Annotated in this window: 10 protein-coding genes; 6 read left to right on the top strand and 4 right to left on the bottom strand. The window is 64.1% G+C overall.

Annotated features, from left to right (window positions below):
* Nucleotides 1-67 precede the first annotated feature (67 nt).
* Complete coding sequence (locus LZC95_07625; protein ID WXA96704.1) at nucleotides 68-1,999, top strand: APC family permease; 1,932 nt, start codon at nucleotides 68-70, stop codon at nucleotides 1,997-1,999.
* Entirely contained in the window at nucleotides 1,996-2,505 is a 510-nt protein-coding gene (locus LZC95_07620; protein ID WXA96703.1) for an ATP-binding protein, read from the top strand. Before LZC95_07625 ends, LZC95_07620 begins: the two co-directional genes overlap by 4 nt.
* 4 nt (nucleotides 2,506-2,509) lie before the next feature.
* Here LZC95_07620 and LZC95_07615 read toward each other — a convergent pair whose 3' ends face one another.
* Together LZC95_07615 and LZC95_07610 are read right to left on the bottom strand one after the other, a co-directional pair.
* Complete coding sequence (locus LZC95_07615; GenBank protein ID WXA96702.1) at nucleotides 2,510-6,544, bottom strand: protein kinase; 4,035 nt, start codon at nucleotides 6,542-6,544, stop codon at nucleotides 2,510-2,512.
* Between the two features lie 236 nt (nucleotides 6,545-6,780).
* The gene (locus LZC95_07610) at nucleotides 6,781-8,133 is read right to left on the bottom strand and encodes an HINT domain-containing protein (protein ID WXA96701.1); all 1,353 of its coding nucleotides are present in this window, start codon (nucleotides 8,131-8,133) and stop codon (nucleotides 6,781-6,783) included.
* 413 nt (nucleotides 8,134-8,546) lie between these two features.
* Here LZC95_07610 and kdpF point away from each other — a divergent pair, with 413 nt between their 5' ends.
* From kdpF to kdpC, 4 genes are read left to right on the top strand one after another with little or no spacing between them, the layout of a single operon-like run.
* Nucleotides 8,547-8,636 carry a K(+)-transporting ATPase subunit F gene (gene kdpF, locus LZC95_07605; protein WXA96700.1) on the top strand — a complete coding sequence of 30 codons (90 nt, stop codon included), beginning with the start codon at nucleotides 8,547-8,549 and terminating at the stop codon, nucleotides 8,634-8,636.
* The gene (gene kdpA, locus LZC95_07600) at nucleotides 8,636-10,381 is read left to right on the top strand and encodes a potassium-transporting ATPase subunit KdpA (GenBank protein ID WXA96699.1); all 1,746 of its coding nucleotides are present in this window, start codon (nucleotides 8,636-8,638) and stop codon (nucleotides 10,379-10,381) included. Before kdpF ends, kdpA begins: the two co-directional genes overlap by 1 nt.
* Nucleotides 10,382-10,383: 2 nt before the next feature.
* Nucleotides 10,384-12,579 carry a potassium-transporting ATPase subunit KdpB gene (kdpB, locus tag LZC95_07595; protein WXA96698.1) on the top strand — a complete coding sequence of 732 codons (2,196 nt, stop codon included), beginning with the start codon at nucleotides 10,384-10,386 and terminating at the stop codon, nucleotides 12,577-12,579.
* An 8-nt stretch (nucleotides 12,580-12,587) separates the two neighbouring features.
* Nucleotides 12,588-13,220 carry a potassium-transporting ATPase subunit KdpC gene (kdpC, locus tag LZC95_07590; GenBank protein ID WXA96697.1) on the top strand — a complete coding sequence of 211 codons (633 nt, stop codon included), beginning with the start codon at nucleotides 12,588-12,590 and terminating at the stop codon, nucleotides 13,218-13,220.
* Between the two features lie 28 nt (nucleotides 13,221-13,248).
* Here kdpC and LZC95_07585 read toward each other — a convergent pair whose 3' ends face one another.
* Nucleotides 13,249-16,347 carry an ATP-binding protein gene (locus LZC95_07585; protein WXA96696.1) on the bottom strand — a complete coding sequence of 1,033 codons (3,099 nt, stop codon included), beginning with the start codon at nucleotides 16,345-16,347 and terminating at the stop codon, nucleotides 13,249-13,251.
* A gap of 221 nt (nucleotides 16,348-16,568) precedes the next feature.
* Nucleotides 16,569-17,420 (bottom strand): nucleotidyltransferase family protein, encoded by an 852-nt coding sequence (locus tag LZC95_07580; GenBank protein ID WXA96695.1) that lies wholly within the window; start codon nucleotides 17,418-17,420, stop codon nucleotides 16,569-16,571.
* Between the last annotated feature and the right edge of the window lie 6 nt (nucleotides 17,421-17,426).

Genomic DNA, 17,426 nt, shown 5'->3' with positions numbered 1-17,426 from the left:
CGTTCTTAACAATCTTTTGATCCGCTCACGAGGGAGTACGTGGTCAGAATAGCTGCTGATATCGAAAATGACTCTTTCAGCCAAGATCGTGACGCACGCCGAGAGCGTGCCCGCAGGTCCAAGTAAAAAGACGCTGGCCGACTACATCTTCGGCCGGTGGCTTGCCACGGCGGAGGAAGACGAACAGAAGATAGGGCCCCTGGCCGGAGTGCCAGTGCTGGGCCTCGATGCGCTTTCGTCGGCGGCGTACGGCCCCGAGGCGGCGCTCACGTTGCTCTTGCCGCTCGGTGCGCTGGGGCTTTCGTTCATCGTGCCGTTGAGCGGCATCATCGTGGCCGTCCTCTTGGTGGTCTATGTCTCGTATCGGCAGACCATCGCCGCGTATCCAAACGGCGGTGGTTCGTACACCGTGGCCAAAGAGAATCTCGGCCAAGGAGCGGCCCTGGTGGCCGGTGCGGCGCTCGCGCTGGACTATGTCCTCAACGTGGCTGTGGGCATCTCCGCCGGCGTGGGTGCGCTCGTGTCGGCGGTGCCGGCGTTGTTGCCGCACACGGTGTCGTTGTGCCTCGCCATCCTGGTGCTCCTCACCATCGTGAATCTGCGGGGCACGCGTGAGTCGGGGCTCACCTTTTCGTTGCCCACGTACCTTTTCGTGGCCTCGCTGGGCGGCATTCTTCTTTGGGGCGCCTTCAAAGCCTTCGCGGCCGGCGGGCATCCCGTGCCGGTGGAGGCTCCGCCCGCTCTTCCGGTTTCGACGGAGACGATGAGCCTCTGGCTCGTGGTGCGGGCGTTCGCCAGCGGCTGCACGGCCATGACGGGCGTCGAAGCCGTGAGCAACGGCGTGCCCATTTTCCGCCGCCCCACCATTGCGAATGCGCAGCGCACGCTCACCGTCATCATTGCCCTTCTCGTGGCGTTGCTCGCGGGCATTGCCCTTTTGGCGCGCGCATACGGCATTGGCGCGACCGCGCCGGGCGAGAGCGGCTACCAGAGCGTCCTCTCGCAGCTCGCCGGTGCGGTCATCGGGCGCGGGCCTCTCTATTACGTCACCATGGGCTCCGTGGTGGCGGTGCTCGCGCTTTCGGCGAACACCAGCTTCGCCGATTTTCCGCGCCTTTGCCGCGTGCTTGCGCTCGACCGGTTCCTGCCGGATACGTTCGCCACGCGCGGGCGCCGGCTGGTCTTCTCCTACGGCGTGGTGGTGCTCGCCGTGATATCGGGCTTTTTGCTCGTCGCCTTCGGCGGCGTGACCGATCGCCTCATTCCGCTATTTGCCATTGGCGCGTTCCTGGCCTTCACGCTTTCGCAAGCCGGCATGGTCGCGCACTGGCGGCGCATCGGCGGCGCGCGCCGCTCGCTCTGGCTCAATGCGCTGGGCGCGGCGGCGACCGGCATCACCCTGGTGGTGGTCGTCGTCTCGAAGTTCGCCGACGGCGCGTGGGTCGCCGTCTTGCTCGTCCCGCTCGCGGTTCTGACGTTCTCGCGCATCCACCGGCACTACCGTTACGTCGGCCAGGAGGTGAACGACAGCCGCCCGCTCGACCTTTCCAGGACGACGTCGCCCCTGGTCGTGGTTCCCGTTCAAGCGTGGAACAAGCTCACGAGCCGGGGACTGCGCTTCGCCGTCGAGCTTTCACCCGACGTGCGCGCGCTGCACATCGTGACACAAGAGACGCAGGACGATGCGCCGTGTGCGCTCGCGCGCACCTGGGATTCGCTGGTCGTCGAGCCGGCACGGGCCGCAGGCCTCGAGCCGCCGCGCCTCGTGGTGCGCAAGTCCACCTTCCGGCAATTCTTTGCCCCGCTCATCGAGTACGTCGAACAAGTCCGCGACGAGCATCCGAGCCGCGACGTCGTGGTCATCGTCCCCGACTTGGTCGTGCGGCGCTGGTACCACGCGCTGCTTCACAACAACCGCGGAATCATCCTCAAGGGTCTGCTTCGGCTTCGCGGCGGCCCCCGCGTGATCGTCGTGAACACGCCGTTTTATCTGACATGATGAACGTGATGGTGGAATCCATTCCCATACGGCGCTCGCCCACGGAGCTGCACGAGCTGCTCGCCTCGAGCCTCGAGGTCCTGAAGCGGCAGGCATCGAACCTGGACGTGGCCTTCACCATCGAGGCCTCGAACGATCTTCCCAAGGACATCTGCATCGATCCCGAGAAGATCGCCTGGGCCGTCGCCACCTTGGTGGGCAATGCGCTGCGCTACGCACGACCGGGGACGCGACTCATGCCGGGCGGCTCGGTCGTCGTGCATTTGGCCTACGTGCGCGAAAAAGACGAAGTGGTCATCCGGGTTCAAGACGACGGCCCCGGCATACCGGCGGACAAGTTGCCCTGGCTCTTTCAGCGGGCCAACGGCAAGATGCACGCGGCCGGATTGGGGCTCATGTTGATCCACGACGTCGTCACCGCCCATGGCGGTCGCATCGACGTGAAGAGTCGGACCTCGGGCTTCGAGCACGGGACGTCGATCGCGCTGCATATTCCAGCGCATTGAGCTTTCAGTCCCAGGAGGAAAGCAGCGTGCGCGCCCTTCGAAGGTCACGCGTACCATGACCTTCCATGAAGTTCGCCAAAACCGGAGCAAGGAGCGCCTTGGCCTCGGCCGTCTTTCCGTGGCTTGCAAGCAAGCGACCGTAGCTGCAGGAAAGTCGCAGCTCCCAACTCCTGGCATGCTGGCCGCGCGCTACTTCGAGGCCGCGCTCGAAGTGGCGTGCCACGCGGTGGAGATCCGAAGTGTCCATGGCGAACAGTATTTCCCCTTTCAATCGAAGGAGCTCCGCATCGCAATAGCGTTCCCCCGTCCGTTCCGAGATCTCCATCGCTTTGTCGACCGAAAGCATCGCCTCGTCGAGCGCGCCATTTTGTAGCTGCCCATAGGCAAGTACGGAAAGATAGCGCGTAAACGCCAGGGTCCCGCCCATCGAGGCTCGACCCTCCAGGGCTGCTTGGAGCTCGTCGACACCCTCGCGCTCACCGCAATGGACTTGCGTGCACGCTCGGATGACACGGGTTTGGCTGCTAATGAAGTGGAGGCCGTACTCCTCGCACAGGCGCAATATCTCATCGACGGTGGCACGCGCCTCGGGGTACTCACCGCATTCATTGTACTGTAGGGCGAGGAGGAGCAAGCGTATCGTGAGGCTTGCCGGATGATCGTACTTGCGCGCAATTCGCACCCCCTCTTGGCAATGGCGAATGGCTTGGTCAGGCTGGCCCAATAGCCACAATGCGCAACCGAGATACACGTGCAACATGGCGCCGACGTTGGCCCCCACATGGAAACGAATCGCGCCTTGCGGCTGCGCCTCGTAGAGCCGTATCCCTGCCTCCGCATCGTTGCGGCACGTCGTGAGGTCGCCGCAAAGAAGTGCCGATGCAACCTTCCCGGTGTAGGCGGCGAGCATCATGCCCTGATGCTCGGCTTTTTCGGCGCGGGCCATCAGTTTGAAGGCCAATTCGCGACCGGTGCGCTGCTCACCCTGAACGTGGTTCAATTGTTGGAGGCTGCACAGCGCCCAGAACGATTGTTCGTCGCCCTCGTACCTCTCGGCGAGCTCGCGAATCCGTGAAAGGGTCTCCCGGACACGGCTCGACTCGAGTCCATCCTCGGCGAGGTACACGCCCGCCAGCTGGGCCTTCAGCAAAAGCTCACGTCGGTCGCGTCCCGAACTCCAAGGCAGCAGACCCAATTGCGCCATCGCACGCGCGAAATGGTGGAGAGCGTCGACGTTCGCCGATCTTTGCCGGGCCTGTTTCGCCGCTTTTTCGAAGTACACGCAGGCCTCCTCCGGGCGCTTCGCCTCGGCGAAATGCCGGGCCGCGATTTCCGGGTTTTGCTCCGCGATTTGAGAAAATTGCGAAACCAGCACTTCGGCAGCTCGCTGGTGCAGCTCCTGGCGCTCTTGCTTGACGAGGGATTGGTACGCGGCTTCTTGCACGAGGACGTGCTTGAACCGACACGTCGCGCGCGATATGGGCCCTATCGGCCGAAAAATCCCCGTTTCGACGAGCTGCAGAAGCCCAATCCGGAGTGATTCCTCGGAAAGAGGACACATCACCCGAAGCAAATCGTAATTCATCTCGCGCCCGAGCACGGATGCCACCCGGGCCAGCTCCCTGCCGGGTTCGGGCAAGTTGTCCAGGCGTGCGCGCAAGAGTGCCTCGAGGGTCGCTGGCACCACGCCAACCCACGGTGAAGGGCCATTTCCGCCCTTTTGAAGCGCGTCCAGCACACTGTACGTGAGCTCCTCAATGAAGAGCGGGACACCGTCGGCGCGCTGCACGACTTGCTCCACCAGGGCCGCGGGCAAATGGCGCCCGCGACCGGCAAAGGCGACCAGCGCGGCACTCTCGCTCGGCGAAAGCCGGCATGGATCGAGGTGATGCAGAAGCGAAGAACGCGCCCAGATCGGCTGAAACTCCGGGCGCGCGGTCACGAGCACCATGGCGCGCATCCCCGCGAGACCGGATAACCAGCGCTCCAGCAAATCGAGCGTAATGGAATCCGCCCAGTGTGCGTCTTCGAGGACGAGCAGCAAAGGCTCCTGGTCGGCCAGCCGCTGGAACAAGCCGACGAGCGCTTCGAGCATTTGGAGCTTGAGCAAATTGGCATTTCTCGACATCGGCAGAGCGGCCACATCTTGGGTGGGAAGCCCCAGTAGGGCCGCTTTCTCGAGCGGAGAGGCATTGGGATCCAAACCCATCGAGTGCTCGAGGCCTTCGAGGATCGGCTGCAGTGCGCTGCTCTGGGAGTGCGGCCAACATTGGCAGCGCACCAACCTGTGGCCTTCCGCCGCCAGGCCTTCGAGATGCTGCTCGAGCAGGCGCGACTTGCCGATTCCCGCCTCGCCGGTGATCAATACGAACTGGCCTTTGCCGCTGCTGGCCGTGCTCCAAAGGACGCGCAGTTCGTCGAGCTCGGACGCGCGCCCCACCAGCGGAGTGACGTTGCCCGCCGCAATCGGGTTGAAGCGGATCCGATTCTCCTTCCGCCGCAACAATCGATACGAAGGGTGCGACGCGATTCCATCTTGGGCTACCACCTCATCGAGCTCGAAGGCGCCCTGCACGAGCAGCCGTGTTGCGCGTTCCATGAGAATCTCGTTCGGCCGGGCGCGGCGTTCCAGCGATTGAGCGACGTCCAGCACCTCCCCTTGCATGCGCAGAGGAGCGGCTTCCGGGTCCACGGCAAGCGGGATGCAAGGACCTGTCGCTACCCCCACGCAGGCGCCGCGAGAGGGCTCATGGTCATCGGGCCGAAATGCATCGACGATCAGGGACGCCGCACGCAAGGCGCGCTCGGCGCTGTCTTCGTGGGCTCGGGGATAGCCAAAGCACGCCACGACCTGACTGCCCAAGGAGGATAAAATCCTGCCCTCCAATTGGCGCACGATCGTGGCGCACGCCTCGAAGAATTCGCCCACCGATTCGTCCGTTCTCGTGGACGAAAGGGAGCAAACCATCGCGGTAATCTGACGTCGCTCGGCATTCGCCGTGAGCCTGGGCGCTCGCCGTCGGGGAAAGTTTGCTGTCGATTGGCCGTGCAGGTCCTGCACGAGCAGCACCTCCAATGCAACCAACTCGTCCAGCAAGTCGTCTGCACTGCCGAATCTCGCATTCTTGTCTTTTTCGAGCGCACGCGTTGCAATTTCTTCGGCCTCCTCGGGCAGCTCTGGGCGCAAACCTCGCAGCGACGGCGAAGGATCTGGCGAAAGCACGGCGTTGCGCAATTCGGCGATGTGATGGCCGGTGAACGGAGAAACCCCCGTGAGCAATTCGAAGAAGATCACCCCCGCTGCCCAAATATCGGTTTGGCCATCTTGAACCTGACCGTGCCATTGTTCGGGCGACATGTACTGGGGCGTCCCAAGGAAATACTCACCGGCGACGTCGCTATCGGCGGTCATTTGCGCCACGCCAAAGTCGAGAACTTTCGCCGTTCCGTCTCTCGTGATGAAGACGTTGCTCGGCTTCAAGTCGCGGTGCACGATGCCCGCTCGGTGTGCGTGCGACAGTCCCTTTGCGACGTCGATCATGAGGCGTACGGCACGCCGGACATCGACGAGGGCTTCATTCGTTTCGCGCGCACGGCGCATGAGAACGTCGAGGGGATGCCCTTCCAGGTATTCCATCACGAGAAAGGGGTGTCCCTCGTCTTGCCCGATGTCGAACATGCGAACGATGTTTTCGTGGTTCAAACGCGCGCACGCCTGCGCCTCGTGCTGAACACGCCCGAATGCCTCCGCGGAGTTCAGGTCTTTGCGCCGGAGAAACTTTATCGCCACTTTTCGATCGAGAACGGTGTCCTGCGCGAGAAAGACGACCCCCATACCTCCAGTACCCAGGGGCTCGAGCAGCTCGAATCGCGTTTGGGTCATTCCGCCAAGCCTTCTTCCGGGCTTCAGGCCGGTGTTGACCGCGTTGGCTGGTTCGAGCGCATTGTCGCGCCGGTTCGCCCAACGAGCGCCGTCCGTCAGCGTTCCGACGGCGCTCTCCGGCACTATGGGCATGCCTTCGTTCTTTTTCGTCCTCATCGGCGGTAGCTAGAATGCCACGTCGCATTCGCAATGCGTTCGCTTGCCGACACCAATTCGTCCACGGCGACGATGCTCGAACTACATCCCGCCTCGCGTGCCTGCACACCGAGCGCTCCGAATCAGAGCGTTTTTGCGCAAATCGTGTCGAAGGGTTCAGGTAGCAGGCCGGCACGTCATGATGGCGTGCTTCTTACGTCGATGAGAAAGTGCCAAATCGGGCACGTTCGCGACACTCAATAGAGCGTCGTTCCCACGGGCATCGTCGTGTGCTGATAGCCGCCGTTGTTTGGCAGCGATTGCACTTTGAGCAGCCACCACTGACGATGGCCGGTGTCATCTTTGACGCCATAGAGGAACGCGTGCGCGTTGTGCGGGTTGTTCATTCCCGGCCCGTAGTCGCCGCCACCAATGATCCAACCGTAATCGCTGGCCTTCACCACCAACGGCGGGGGAATGCCGTGCGAAGGATTGCCGTCCGCATCGATCCCCTGCGAGTACATATAAGGCACGAGGGTCGCGTTGTACGTTTGGGGATCGTCTCCCAGAAGCGGCGCATGTATGTGCAGCAACTGCGGTCGGTCGTTCTGCGTGACCACGACCGCGCAGCCGGTGAGGTTGTCCGTAAAGATCACGTCCGCATTGGGGTTGATGTCGTGCGGCACATTCCCGTCCGGCTGCGTGAGCAACCCGACATATTGCCCATTGAACGTCGGCGGGCCGAACCACGAAGACTGGCCGATGGATATCGCACCGCTGGTGGTGTTGATCGCGAACGTCCCCGTTCCGTTCGGCGGGAGGGCACCCGTGGTGAAATAGTTGGTGAAGAGCGTCGGCGAAATCCCCACGGCCGCTTGACCCGTCAGCCCGTCGAACACAGGCTTGATGGGATCGCATGCATTGTGCACCCATGTTGCGGTGTGCCCGACGAAGTACGTGTGCGTCTCCTCGACTTCGAAGTTGTAAACGACGGCCTCTTCGGCAAGAGGCACCACCGAAACCACGCGGACGGCGTCGCCTGCGAGGTCGACGAGCGGCTCATTCTTCACGAGGGCGGCGGCCTCGGCCCAGCCGCGATCTTCGGTCCAGAAACGATGCTCGCCGGTGACCCGCAATGTCTCGCTTTTTTGCGCGCTCGCGATCGTCACGGCCACCAGACGCTGCGCGCGCCGTGTGAAGGTCCGCACCACGCGACGAGGCTTTATCGCTGCCGACGCTTCATCACGCGAAAACACGATATCGCCTTCGGCGATGTTCTCGATGGGACGCTCGCCGCTGGGGGTCCATACGGGCGTCCCCGCCACGAAGCAATTGCCTCCCGGGGCGCCGCATGAACGACCGTCGCACACGACGCCGCCGGGTCCTCCACCGACATTCCCGGCTCCACCGGCGCCCGACGCACCCGGCCCCGTGCCTGCGATGTACCCCGTACCGCCTCTCAACTCGTCGGTCGATGCATTCGTGGGTTTGACGTTTTTCCTACCGAGCGCGTGATAGCCCCCGGCGAAGACAAGGAGAAGAGCGGCCAACAGGAGCGCGTACTCCACCGCAGATACTCCGCGTCGATCATCCAAGAGACGTCGGATCATGCGGCGCGCTTAGCACTTCGCATACCTCACGCGTACTTGTCCGGAGCGCTTCGACTTTCTCGGTATTTTCAGGCGGTCTTACATGGACACACGGCTGAACGGAATACGGTTCATTGAACCGGCGGAAGAGTGCGGAATCGATGGCAGATGAGGCCTACGAGGGCCGCCAGGCCCGAGTGAACTGGTAGGGCAACTCATTAATGAAATCTTAATGCCGTGTAGGCCCCTCTTTATGAGTCCTTGATTTCGGCCGACCTAAGTTGCGCACGCTGTTCCGGCCACCACACGACGCCGGAGAAAGAGGAGCTCGGTCCCCCATGGACATCATTTTCATAGGCCTCACGGTGGTGCTCTTCGGCACCACACTCGCGCTCATGCACCTCTGCGAACGGGTCTGAGAGAAGGAGCTCGCCATGACCGCTTTCCAACTCGTTGGGGCCGTGTTGTCGGCCGGCCTCCTCGTCTACCTCGCGTTCGCGATGCTTAAGCCGGAGAAGTTCTGATGACCACCAATGGCATCTTTCAGATTCTTCTATATCTGATTTTGCTCGCGGTCCTCTCCAAGCCACTCGGAGACTACATGGCCCGCGTCTACACCGGCGAGGCCACGATCGCGCAGAAAGTCCTCGGGCCCGTCGAACGGCTCATTTACCGCGTACTCGGGATCGATCCCACCAAGGAGATGACCTGGAAGACGTACGCAGTCGCGTCGATGCTCTTCAACATCGTCGGCATCTTCGTCGTCTACCTGCTTCAGCGCATTCAAGGCGTGCTGCCGGCCAACCCGCAGGGCTTCGGCGCCGTCACGCCCGATTCGTCGTTCAACACGGCCATCAGCTTTGGCACCAATACGAATTGGCAGGGCTACGGCGGCGAGAGCACGATGAGCTACCTCACGCAGATGCTCGGCCTGAACGTGCAGAACTTCGTTTCGGCCGCGGTGGGTATGGCGGTGTTGGTCGCGCTCATTCGCGGCTTCACCCGACGGTCGGCCTCCACCCTGGGCAATTTCTGGACGGATCTCACGCGGAGCACGCTTTACATCTTGCTACCGCTTTCCCTCATCCTCGCGGTGCTCCTGGTCTCGCAGGGCGTCGTGCAGTCCTTCAGCAGTTATGGCTCGGCCAGCCTGCTCGAGGCCACCAAGGATGCCGATGGCAAGAGCATCGTCGATCAAGTCATCCCGCTCGGGCCGGCCGCCTCGCAAATCGCCATCAAGCAGCTCGGCACCAATGGCGGCGGTTTCTTCAATGCCAACTCCGCGCATCCGTTCGAGAACCCCACCGGGCTGGCGAACTTCCTCGAGGTTTTCTCCATCCTGATCCTGTCAGCCGCGCTCTGCCACACCTTCGGTAAGATGGTGAAGGATCCGCGGCAGGGTTGGGCGCTGCTCGCGGCGATGTACGTCATTTTCGTTCCGCTGCTCTTTTTCTGCGTCTACCAGGAGCAGGGCGGAAACCCGGCGCTGGCGCACCTTCCCATCGACCAAGCGGCGAGCGCGCTCTCGTCCGGCGGCAACATGGAGGGCAAAGAGGTTCGCTTCGGCATTGCCAACTCCGGACTCTGGGCGGCGGCCACCACCGCGGCCTCGAATGGGTCGGTCAATGCCGCGCATGATTCGCTCACGCCACTCGGCGGCCTCGTCCCCATGTGGCTCATGCAGCTCGGTGAGATCATCTTCGGCGGCGTCGGCTGCGGACTTTACGGCATGGTGATGTTCGCCATCGTCGCGGTCTTCGTCGCGGGCCTCATGGTGGGCCGCACCCCCGAGTACCTGGGCAAGAAGATCGAGGCGTACGAGATGAAGATGGCCTCCATTGCCATTCTCGTTCCGTGCGCGCTCGTGCTCGTGGGCACGGCCATCGCCTGCACGACCGAGGCGGGGCAGAAAGGGCCGCTCAACCCGTCGGCGCACGGATTCAGTGAAATCCTTTATGCACTCTCGTCGGCGTCGAACAACAACGGCAGCGCGTTCGGCGGCCTTTCGGCGAATACGCCGTTTTACAACACGCTACTCGGGATATGCATGTTCCTCTCGCGCTTTTGGCTGATGATTCCCGTATTGGCCGCCGCCGGCGCGCTCGCAAAGAAGAAGATCGTTCCCCAGACCAGCGGAACGTTGCCCACGCACACTCCCCTTTTCGTCGCCATGCTCGTGGGCACGATTGTCATCGTTGGCGCGCTCACCTTCATTCCGGCGTTGGCCCTCGGACCAATCGTCGAGCATCTCCTCGCACTGGGACCTTGACCATGAGCACCAAGTCACCTTCGTTGCCCTCCATTCCGGAGCCGGCGCCGTCAGGGCGCATCTCGCAGATTGCCGCGCAGGCGAAAAAAGAAGCCCACCAAGCTGCACGCGCCGGCGTCACCCCCGCGCGCGGTGGGGCGGCCCCGCGCAAGCTGTTCGAGGCCGACATCGTCAAGCGCGCCATCGTCGAGTCGTTCATCAAGCTCGACCCGCGCCATCAGGTCAAAAACCCCGTCATGTTCGTGGTCGAGGTGGGGAGCGCGCTCACCACGTTGCTCTTCATCCAGGCCGTGGTCGGCCAAGGCGAGGCGCCCGCCGGCTTCATCGCGGCCGTCTCGGCGTGGCTATGGTTCACCGTGCTCTTTGCCAACTTCGCGGAAGCGATGGCCGAAGGGCGCGGCAAAGCGCAGGCCGATGCACTTCGCAATGCGCGCAAGGATACGCAAGCGAAGAAGCTTGCCGAGGCACGCCGCGAGGCCAAGTACAACGTCGTCTCGTCGGCCACCTTGCGCAAAGGCGACGTGGTCCTCATCGAGGCGGGCGACGACATTCCCTGCGACGGCGACATCATCGAGGGCGTGGCCTCGGTCAATGAGGCTGCCATCACGGGCGAAAGCGCGCCGGTCATCCGCGAGAGCGGTGGCGACCGCAGCGCCGTCGTCGCCGGCACGCAGGTGCTCTCGGACTGGATCATCGTGCGCGTGGCCGCCAACCCGGGCGAGACCTTCCTCGACCGCATGATCTCGATGGTCGAAGGCGCCAAGCGACAGAAGACGCCAAACGAGATCGCGCTGAACATTCTGCTGGCCAAGCTGACGATCATCTTCTTGCTGGCCACCGTAACCTTGCTGCCCTTCTCGTCGTACGCCGTGAAGGCGGCGGGCGCGGGGCATGTCGTCAGTGTGACCGTGCTGGTCGCGCTGCTGGTGTGCCTCATTCCGACGACCATCGGTGGTCTGCTCTCGGCCATCGGCATCGCCGGCATGGACCGAATGATCCAGGCCAACGTCATCGCCACCTCGGGTCGCGCCGTAGAAGCCGCAGGCGACGTGGACGTGCTCTTGCTCGACAAGACGGGCACCATCACGCTCGGCAACCGCCAGGCGACGAAGTTCCACCCTGCCCCCGGCGTGTCGGAGGCGGAGCTTGCCGATGCCGCGCAGCTCTCGTCGCTGGCCGACGAGACGCCGGAGGGACGCAGCATCGTCGTTCTCGCCAAGGAGAGATACGGCCTTCGCGAGCGCAACCTGCACGATCTCGGCGCGACGTTCGTCCCCTTCACGGCGCAGACCCGCATGAGCGGCGTCGATGCCGACGGGCGCCAGCTTCGCAAGGGCGCCTCCGAGGCCATCGAGGCCTACGTGAAGGCCAAGGGCACGATCTTCCCCGAGGCCGTGCAGAACACGGTGAAGGACATCTCCAAGAAGGGCGGCACGCCGCTGGTCGTGGCGGATGGTGCGAAGGTCGTCGGTGTCATCGAATTGAAGGACATCGTCAAAGGCGGCATCAAGGAGCGCTTCGCCGAGTTGCGCCGCATGGGCATCAAGACCGTGATGATCACGGGCGACAACCCGCTCACTGCGGCGGCCATCGCGGCCGAGTCGGGGGTCGATGACTTCCTCGCGGAGGCCACGCCCGAGGCGAAGCTCAAATTGATCCGCGAGCACCAAGCCGGCGGGCGCCTGGTCGCCATGACCGGCGATGGCACGAACGACGCCCCCGCGCTGGCCCAGGCCGACGTGGCGGTGGCCATGAACTCCGGCACGCAGGCCGCGAAAGAGGCCGGCAACATGGTCGACCTCGATTCGAATCCGACGAAGCTCATCGAGATCGTCGAAATCGGCAAGCAGATGCTCATGACGCGCGGTGCGCTGACCACGTTCAGCATCGCGAACGACATTGCGAAGTACTTCGCCATCATCCCGGCGGCCTTTGCGGTGACGTACCCGCAACTGAACAAGCTCAATGTCATGCACCTGGCCACGCCGGCGAGCGCCATCATGAGCGCGGTCATCTTCAACGCGCTGGTGATCATCTTCCTCATCCCCCTGGCTCTGCGCGGCATTGCCTACAAACCCATGGGCGCGGGCGCGCTCTTGCAGCGCAACCTCCTCATCTACGGGCTCGGTGGCATCGTCATTCCGTTCATCGGAATCAAGGCCATCGACTTGCTCCTCGTCGTTCTCCACCTCACGTGAGTGCTGCCATGACTGCCTCTACGAATACCGCTCAACAAGACTCGCCCGTCACGTCCGCCGAGCAACCGTCGTTCGCGCGCCAGCTCGTTCACGCCATCGGCATGCTGGTCATTCTGACCGTGATCACCGGCGTGGTGTATCCGCTGGTCGTGACGGGGGTCGCGCAAACGCTCTTCAAGGACAAGGCCGAGGGAAGCCTCATCGTGAAAGACGGCAAGGTCGTGGGTTCGCACCTCCTCGGCCAGTCGTTCGAGGATCCGAAGCACTTCTGGGGCCGGCTTTCGGCCACCTCGCCTGGGCCGTACAACGGGGCTTCGTCGTCGCCGGCGAACCTCGGCCCCACGAACGAGGCGGAGACCAAGGCTGCGCAAGCGCGCATCGATGCGTTGCACGAGGCCGACCCTGGGAACAACGCGCCTATCCCGGTCGATCTCGTGACGGGCTCGGGCAGCGGGCTCGATCCGCACATCAGCCCCGCCGCCGCGGAATACCAAGTTCGCCGTGTGGCGCGCGTACGTGGCATTCCGGAGGCGAGGGTGCGCGAGCTCGTCGCCGCGCATACCCAGGGACGGGACCTGGGCATTCTGGGCGAGCCTGCCGTCAATGTGCTGGAGTTGAACTTGGCATTGGACGCGCTTTAGCGCTTCCAGCGCCTCCAGCACGCGAACCTCAGGTCGTACCCGTGTCCTTCAACGGCTCCACGGGCGCGGCCCAGCGCGCAATGGCTTCGACCAAGGCCGACGGTTCGACGGGCTTGGGCACGTGCATCTGGTAGCCCGCCTCGAGGGCCATGCGGCGGTCGGCCTCCCGGGCGTAGGCGGTGAGCGCCAGCGCCGGAATCGGCGGGGACTTGCGCTCGGCCTCGATGGCGCGGAGCCGTCGAATCAACGAGTACCCATCGTCGACGGGCATCCCGATGTCGGACAGGATCACGTCGGGGCGGAACTCGTCGATCATCGAGAGAGCCTCCGCCACACTGCGCGCGCCGCGTGACTCGGCGCCGTTTTCCTTGAGGACCTCCATCAGAAGGTCGCGAGCGTCCTCTTCGTCGTCCACGACCAAGATGCGCTTTCCATCGAGCCGTCGCGCGACGGCGGCCGTCGGATGCGTGCCCGAATCGCGCTCGGCGAAACGCGCGGTCGACATCAAGGTGCGCACCGGCAGGTTCACCGCGAAGCTGGCGCCCTTGCCCGAGCCCTCGCTGTCGGCCTCCACGGTGCCGCCGTGGAGTTCCACGATGTGCCGCACGATGGCCAGGCCTAGACCGAGCCCGCCCTGCGAACGCGTGGTGGTGCCGTCGGCCTGGCGGAATCGCTCGAAGACGTGCGGCAGGAACGCCGGGTTGATGCCCTCGCCGGTGTCCGTCACCCGCACCTCGACCCGGCCTCGGTTCATGGTTGCGAAGATGGCCACCTTGCCGCCCGCCGGGGTGAACTTCACCGCGTTGGACAGGAGGTTCCACACCACCTGCTGCAAGCGATCCGCATCGCCCACGACGCCACCGAGCGCCGGTCCCAGGGTCGCGACGATCTCGATTTGCTTCTTCTGCGCGGCAGGCCGCACCGTGTCGATGGCGCCGTTCACCACGGCGACCATGTCGACCGGCTTCAGATCGAGCCGAATCTTGCCCGCGATGATGCGCGACACATCGAGGATGTCCTCGATCAATTGCGCCTGCGCCCGGGCATTGCGCTCGATGACGTCGATGGCCTTGGCCACGCGCTCGGGCTTCACTTGGCCGTCGCTGAGGAGCTTCACCCAGCCGAGGATGGCCTGCAGGGGCGTGCGCAGCTCGTGCGAGACCGTGGCCAGGAACTCGTCCTTCATCCGATTGAGCCGCTCGGCGTGCGTGCGCGCCGTCTCTTGCTCCATTTCGGATTGCCGCCGCACGTTCGACAGCTCGAGGTGCGTGCGCACGCGCGCCACCAGCTCCCGCGCGGAGAACGGCTTGAGCACGTAGTCATCGGCGCCCGCCGCGAAACCCTCGACGGTGGATTCCTGCCCCGCCCGCGCCGTGAGCAGAATGACCGGGGTGGTCTTCAACCGCGAATCCTCGCGAATGGCGCGGAGCAACGCAAAGCCATCGAGGCGCGGCATCATGACGTCGCTCAGGATCAAGTCGGGTCGGTTCGCGCGAGCGGCTTCCAAAGCCGCCTGGCCATCGGCCACCGCGGTCACGTCCCAGTGCTTGCCGAGCAGCCGGGTCATGTACGAGCGAATGTCGGCATTGTCATCGGCCAACAGAATCCGCGCTCGGGTTGGAGCCGCGGCAGTGGCGACGGTCCCCGGCGCCGAGGTGGAGGCGGGCGGCCGCGTCGACGGACATTTCTCGTCCGATCCGGGAAGCCATCGCAGGGCCTCCTCCACGTAGGTGGCCACGCCCGCCGAGGCGCGCGCCGACGTCTGCTGACGGCTCACGCGGCTCTGCGGAAGGTGCAACGAGCCCGTGGGGATCTTCACCGTGAACGTGGTGCCGTTGCCCGCGCCCAACTGCGTCGAGCTCGCCACGCAAATGTCGCCGCCGTGGATCTTCACCAGGTCCTTCACCAGCGCGAGGCCGATGCCCGTGCCCTCTTGGGTGCGCCCGCGCACGCCGCTCACGCGGTGGAAGCGCTCGAACACGCGGCCGATCTCCGCCTCGGGGATGCCGCTGCCCGTGTCGCTCACACAAAGCTGGATATGGCCGTCGCGCTCGCGCAGCGAAAGACGAATCTCGCCCTCGAAGGTGAACTTGAGCGCGTTCGACAGCAAATTGAGAACGATCTTTTCCCACATGTCGTGGTCCACGAAGGTGGCCTCACGCATGGGCGAAAGGTCGACGACGAGGCGCAAGCCCGCCTTCTCGATGGCCGAGCGAAACGCGCTCGCCAAGTCCGCGGTGAGCGCGGGCAGATCGACCTCGTGAAAGACGGCGTCCACACGCCCGGTCTCCACGCGGGAGAAGTCCAGCAGGGTGTCGGCCAGCTTGGCGAGACGCTGCGCGTTGCGCCGCACGAGCCCGAGGCGCGCGCGATGCTCCTTGGGCAAGGTCTCGTCGTCGATGGCATCGTCGACCGGGCCCAAGACCAAGGTGAGCGGCGTGCGGAACTCGTGGCTCACGGTGCCGACGAAGTCCGTCTTCGCGCGGTCGCGCGCGGCGAAGGCCGTCGAGCGCGCGCGCTGCTGCTCCTCCGCGTAGAGCCGCCCGATGCGGCTGCCGAGCTGCGTCGCCACCAGATCGAGGTACGCGTGCATGTCGCCCTCGAGCGACGATGCTGGATCGGTGAGGCCCACCACCAGGACCGCACGCGGCATGTCCCCGCGGGGCTCCTTCGCCGGCACGCTCAAGCCAACCCGCGGCACATCGTTGAGCGCCGTGCGCTCACGCACCATCAGGTGCCGATCCAAATCGCCAATGACCTCCAGGGCGCCGCGCAAGGCAGGCTGGCGCAGCACAATCGTTGCATCATGCACCCAAGCGGGGCCGGAGCGCGCCACCAGGCGGGTACGGTCGCCGTCTCGTTCCACAAGATAGGCGAAGGCGCACATCACGTCGCGCCCGCCGGCGACGAGGGCTTCCACGGTCAGGGCGCAGGCGTCTTCCGGGCTTTCGGCCGATTCGAGGCTCTCCATCAGTTCGCGCAGGTCGGTAAGAAACCGAAGATGGCGCCGCCCGTGCACGCTGCCAACGCCACCAACACCGGCGCCACGCTCTTCGAAGTCAGTCGTCCGCTCTGCCGCGCCGGTACGGCGCGTTCCGCTCAGGTCCTGTGCCCCGATGGTCGTCACTCCTCGAAACTGGCCCGTAGGCACCTTGTTCATCATCTCCCCCGACGGGAGAACGAGGCGCGAGAGCTTCCACCCACGAGTCCACGTTCCCCCTTCCCTTTGACGCAAGTACAAGGGTAAGCGGCTTCAGCGCCGCCGGGAAGTGGCAGAAGCACTGTCCAGCCGGATATTTACCAGTTTGCGGGCAATACGGGGGTGAAGCACCGAGAAAGAAATCAAACTCAACGATTCTTTCTTATGGCCTCCGTCCAGATGGCGATGGTGTGTGCACTCATGGTTCCATACGGAGGCAGGCGCGCATCGACGAATCCGCGTCCCAAATCCGGCAGATATTGCTCGCGCGACAGCAAGGTGCCACGGCACATCCGCCTCTGCGTGCGCACGGCATGGCGAAGCGCCACATCTTCACGCGCCCGTCGAAACAGCTCGTCCATGACCCACGCGGGGACAGTGGGTTCGTCTGGATAAATGAAGCTATAGAAAATTAGGTGTCCGAGTAGCACCGGCCAGCGCGATCCAAATCGCCGCAGGAGGCGCTCCCAATCCAGATGGTGGCCCTGTGCCACGATCAAATGCGCGACGTCCGCGCCATCGAAGCGCTCGCGCTCCATGACGAAGGACTTGGACCAAATCGTCTCTTCGATGGGGCAAAGCAACACATCCACGCCAAACAAGGTCGTGCTGGTGGCGTGATGGAACCAATCGTCGTCCACCGCGGTGAGGCCATTGCCCGAGTTGAAGATGATGTCGATGAACTGCCCATCCTGATGGGCCTTGGCCAACCAATGCGGAAACGGAACTTCGGTCCAACAACCGGCGCCGCGAAGCACGCCAAGGACCGCATCCAAATCGCGACGGCGCACGAACAGGTCGAGATCCTTCGTTTTGCGAACGAGGTGGCAATACTGCATCAGGGCGTACGAGCCGCCGGCCAGGAAGGGCACGTTGGCGTTCGTGAGGTCCTGCAGGCAGCGCGCATAGAACGCTTCGCTGGCGAGGGCGTGCGAGGCGTGCGGGGGCTCACTGCAAGCACGCTCGGCGTAGCGCGGGAGGGATAGCGGCGAGGAGCTCATGAGGGG

It is taken from the genome of Sorangiineae bacterium MSr12523, assembly GCA_037157775.1.
Lineage (GTDB): Bacteria > Myxococcota_A > Polyangia > Polyangiales > Polyangiaceae > Pendulispora > Pendulispora brunnea.
Note: the sequence above shows the minus strand (reverse complement) of the source record. Positions and strands in the feature narration are given on the sequence as shown.

What these genes read in the sequence shown, in the direction of transcription:
- kdpC (WXA96697.1), top strand. Translation starts at nt 12,588, where the DNA reads ATGACTGCCTCTACGAATACCGCTCAACAAGACTCGCCCGTCACGTCC.
- LZC95_07610 (WXA96701.1), bottom strand. Translation starts at nt 8,133, where the DNA reads ATGATCCGACGTCTCTTGGATGATCGACGCGGAGTATCTGCGGTGGAG.
- kdpB (WXA96698.1), top strand. Translation starts at nt 10,384, where the DNA reads ATGAGCACCAAGTCACCTTCGTTGCCCTCCATTCCGGAGCCGGCGCCG.
- LZC95_07580 (WXA96695.1), bottom strand. Translation starts at nt 17,420, where the DNA reads ATGAGCTCCTCGCCGCTATCCCTCCCGCGCTACGCCGAGCGTGCTTGC.
- kdpF (WXA96700.1), top strand. Translation starts at nt 8,547, where the DNA reads ATGACCGCTTTCCAACTCGTTGGGGCCGTGTTGTCGGCCGGCCTCCTC.
- LZC95_07625 (WXA96704.1), top strand. Translation starts at nt 68, where the DNA reads ATGACTCTTTCAGCCAAGATCGTGACGCACGCCGAGAGCGTGCCCGCA.
- kdpA (WXA96699.1), top strand. Translation starts at nt 8,636, where the DNA reads ATGACCACCAATGGCATCTTTCAGATTCTTCTATATCTGATTTTGCTC.
- LZC95_07615 (WXA96702.1), bottom strand. Translation starts at nt 6,544, where the DNA reads ATGAGGACGAAAAAGAACGAAGGCATGCCCATAGTGCCGGAGAGCGCC.
- LZC95_07620 (WXA96703.1), top strand. Translation starts at nt 1,996, where the DNA reads ATGATGAACGTGATGGTGGAATCCATTCCCATACGGCGCTCGCCCACG.